This window comes from Ilumatobacter sp. (assembly GCF_041688325.1).
Taxonomy (GTDB): domain Bacteria; phylum Actinomycetota; class Acidimicrobiia; order Acidimicrobiales; family Ilumatobacteraceae; genus Ilumatobacter_A.
In genome coordinates this window covers 1-3,839 of record NZ_JBDNIJ010000355.1, presented here as the reverse complement: position 1 = coordinate 3,839, position 3,839 = coordinate 1, and the positions used below count along the sequence as shown (strand labels likewise).

The window sequence follows — 3,839 nt, the reverse complement described above, 5'->3', positions numbered from 1 at the left end:
TTCCCCCTCAACATGTTCACCGTACTGTTCACGATCGGTCGTATGCCTGGGTGGCTCGCGCACTGGCAAGAGTCGCTCGAACAAAACTCGAAGATCAGCCGGCCGCGTCAGATCTACACCGGCGAGGCAGAGCGGGCATATACGCCAATCACCGGCCGCTGACACCAAACATGATTGGCTGATTCGGTGAACGTCCGTCGCTCCAACACCATTCTCTACTGCATCGAGTGGGCCGACACCGTTGCCTTTTACCGCGATGTCATCGCGCTCGAACCAACGCACGAGGTTGATTGGTTCGTCGAATTCGCCCTGCACGATGCCGCACGTCTCAGCGTCGCCGACGCCTCCCGCACATCGATCGCCCCAAGCGGCGGCACTGGCATCACGCTCAGCTGGCAGGTCGACGATCTCGCTGCGGAATGCGCCCGCCTCGCGGCACACCAGGTCGAGACCTCAGACCCGATGCGGCAGTGGGACGGGCACTCCGTGTTCCTCCACGACCCTGAGGGCAACCGAATCGAACTCTGGAAACCCGAGCGCTGACCTGATGAACCACTCCGACATTGAGTGCACGCTGCGAACGGTGTTCGGCATCGCGCTGCGCCGACTTCGCCAGCGTTGGCGCTCCATCGTCGCCGGCTGCTGAAATGACACAAACTGGGCAGTACGGTCGCGGCGCGGAACACCACGTTCCATTTGGTCCTAGACCGACATCATCCCAGGAGCAAAAATGACCGACACAAGTACCGTGACTGACGAGCTGGCTGAGCTGCAGTCAAAGAAGAAGCAACGGTTCGAAATCGTCGCGGCAGTCCTGCTCGGTCTGGCAACTGTGGCGATCGCCTGGGGCTCCTACCAGGCCAACCTCTGGGGTGGGCTGCAAGACAAGGCGCTCACTGAGTCGGCCCGACTGTCGACGGATGCAGCAAGCGAATACGGCGAAGCCGGTGCAATCATTTCGCTCGATCAAACGCTCTTCGTCGAAGTCGTCCTCCAGCTCAACCAACCTGGCGCCGACGAAGATGCTGCCCTCGACACTGTCGACTTCATCACCACCAATATGTCCGCAGAGGGTGAAGCTGCAGTCAACGAGTGGTTCGACAACGACCTCGATTTCCCCTTCACGGAGGCGTACTACCAGTCGTTCTATGCCGCAGGCGACGAAACCATTGAAGCGTCTGACGCCAAGTTCGAAGAAGGGGCGAAGAACAACACCACGGGCGACAAGTACGTGCTCGTCTCGACAATTCTTGCCTCAGTTCTGTTCTTTGCAGGCATTTCGACGGTTCTCCAAACCGATCGCGTGAAGCGCGTTCTGCTCGGCGGCGGAGCACTGCTCTGGATCGCGGCAGCGATGTACATCGCGACGCTTCCCATCGCCACCCTCTGACGCCCATCGCCCGCAGAGCTGCGTTGCTCTGCGGGCGAAACTGCACGCCGAGGGCATCGAGAGACTTGCTGCATCACGGTTCAGAGGTCAAAATGTACGACTGAACGTACATGAAGACAGCGCCGGGCTGAGCCGAGGCCCATCAACAGGCGAGCTACGCAGATCCACGGCGACCGCCACCGCTTCGTCCCCGACTTCCCTACGGGCCCAGGCCCGACGACAGCCGGGCCACCCTCCGCTCGGAATCAGCGGTCGTTGTCACGCTTCTTCGGCGGCGCCTTAAACGGTGCCTCGATGAGCATCTCGAACCGTGCATCGTCGGGCTGATTCGGCTCGTTCATTTTCTGCAGGTACTTCTTGAGAGCGGCGCGACCTGTGACGACATGATCACCCTTGGCACCGACCGAGCGCGCGAGCGCATCTTTGGCCATGCCCACCCGTTCCTTGCGCGTGGCCCGTTCAGCCTCGCTGAAGATGCGCGGCTGCTTGTTGACCTTCGCAGCGGCTGCTGCGCGCCGCTTCGCTTCGGATTCCTGCAGTGGGGTCAGCTTCTGATTCGACATGAGAGACAAACCGTACAAGCGCCGTGGGCCAAGTTGCGAAATTGGGGCGCCCTCGGAACATTTCTGCTCATCGTGGGAGCCGTTTCTTCGTTGGAGCCGGCGTCGCCTCGAGTAAGGTGCGGGACGGCTACGGCTCGCCGCAACGGCAATCGTTCAGCGAAGTACAGAACGTCGAGCTGAACTCAGTATCGGCGCCGCAACCCACAGCACCCTGCAGAATCGTCGATGTTCTCGCGCCAGAGACCGCTCAGTGAGCGGCGGGTGGGCGGAAGCGGTCGGCGACAGCTCGGGTGAGCTGGTCCAAGACTCCTGCCATGAGCACGATCGCAATTCCTGCTTCGAAGCCAGTCCCAACACTGTCACTGCGGCGGAGTGCCCGGACTGTTTCGAGGCCGAGGCCGCCGCCACCGACGAGGCCGGCGATCACCACCATGGCCAGCACGAGCATGATTGTCTGATTCACCGCAGTCATGATCTGGGGGGCAGCGAGAGGGAGGTCGACCTTGAACAGACGCTGCCGACCCGACGCTCCAAACGAGGTTGCTGCCTCTCGCGTTGACTCGGGCACACCCCGCAACCCCAGGTCGGAGTAGTGAATTGCTGCAGGGATCGCGTACAGCACCGAGGCCATGATCCCCGGCACGCGCCCGACGTTGAACAACATGACGACAGGGATGAGCAGCACGAAGCTCGGGATCGTCTGCAAGAAGTCCAGCACTGGCCGAGCTATCGCACGCGCTCGGTCAGACCGCGCCGTCCAGACACCGATCGGAATGCCCAGCATGAGCGTCATCGTCACCGCAACCAAACACTGCGCAAGGGTGTCCATCGACAACTCCCACATACCGAGCAGTCCAATCGAACCCAATGCGGCGGCGACACCGACAGCCAACTTCCAACCGGCCAGCAGCAGTGCAACCAGCGCAACCAGCGCGATCATCACCGGCCAGGGAATGTCTTGCGAGAACAATTCACGCAAGGGCGTGATGAACTTCAGGGTGACGAAGTCGCTGAACGGGCCAGTGCCGATGCCGGAGTCAGCGATGTTAAAGAGGTTGATCTGCGCCCAGCGCACCACGCTGTCAACTGCCGAAGCGAAGTGCCATGACACTGCGGACGGAAACTCCTTGAGTCCAACGACGCCACCAACGAGCGCGATCGGAACACCTGCGATCGCGAGACGTTTGATGGTCGCCGTGTCGTGACGCGACGTTGGATCAGCCAATCCGGAGAAGAAACGATCGAGCATGATCGCCATCACGACGATCGCCAGCCCGCTCTCTGCGGCGACCCCAACATCCTGATTTTGCAGTGCACGGACGACGGTTGCTCCGACGCCACCTGCGCCGATGAGTGCTGCGATGACAACAAGGCTCAGTGCCATGTTGATCGTCTGGTTCAGACCGACGAGGATCGCTGGCCGGGCGAGCGGAAAGCGAACCTTGAACAGTGTCTGGCGTTCCGTTGCGCCGAACATGTCCGCCGCGTCGATGACGCCTGACGGAAGCTCACGAATGCCGAGGTCGGTTGATCGAATGATCGGCGGCAGTGCGAAGATCAGTGTGGCCAGCAACGACGGCACCGGCCCGATACTGAACAACAGCGTGAACGGAATGAGATAGACGAAGCCCGGGAAGGTCTGCATGGCATCGAGGACGGGCCGCACGATGCGCTGCACCTTGTCGCTTCGTGAGCTCATCACCCCGAGCGGGATGCCGATCAACAGTGCCAGGATCACCGCGACGCTCATCAGCGACAACGTGCTCAGTGCTTCGTCCCAGACGTCGACAACACCGAAGTACGAGGCTCCGACAGCTCCCACGAGGCCTGCCCGTCGCCCACGTGTCCACCACAGGCCCAGCCCAGCAAAGCCGACAAAGCTGTAC

Annotated in this window: 5 protein-coding genes; 3 read left to right on the top strand and 2 right to left on the bottom strand. The window is 61.4% G+C overall.

Translation table 11 applies throughout. The features are described 5' to 3' along the window. The 3 genes from ACH2EI_RS18530 to ACH2EI_RS18520 all read left to right on the top strand — a co-directional run. Positions 1–162, top strand: a 162-nt coding sequence (locus ACH2EI_RS18530; protein ID WP_395161095.1) for a citrate/2-methylcitrate synthase, incomplete at its 5' end; no start/stop codon positions are given. Between the two features lie 12 nt (positions 163–174). Continuing rightward, positions 175–543 (top strand): VOC family protein, encoded by a 369-nt coding sequence (locus tag ACH2EI_RS18525; protein ID WP_395161093.1) that lies wholly within the window; start codon positions 175–177, stop codon positions 541–543. 187 nt (positions 544–730) lie between these two features. Next, entirely contained in the window at positions 731–1,390 is a 660-nt protein-coding gene (locus ACH2EI_RS18520; protein ID WP_395161091.1) for a hypothetical protein, read from the top strand. 245 nt (positions 1,391–1,635) lie between these two features. Here the strand turns inward: ACH2EI_RS18520 and ACH2EI_RS18515 are convergent, their stop codons facing one another. Next, positions 1,636–1,953 carry a hypothetical protein gene (locus tag ACH2EI_RS18515; protein WP_395153127.1) on the bottom strand — a complete coding sequence of 106 codons (318 nt, stop codon included), beginning with the start codon at positions 1,951–1,953 and terminating at the stop codon, positions 1,636–1,638. Between the two features lie 247 nt (positions 1,954–2,200). Further along, positions 2,201–3,839 (bottom strand): ABC transporter permease (locus ACH2EI_RS18510; RefSeq protein ID WP_395161089.1); only part of this gene is annotated, 1,639 nt, incomplete at its 5' end.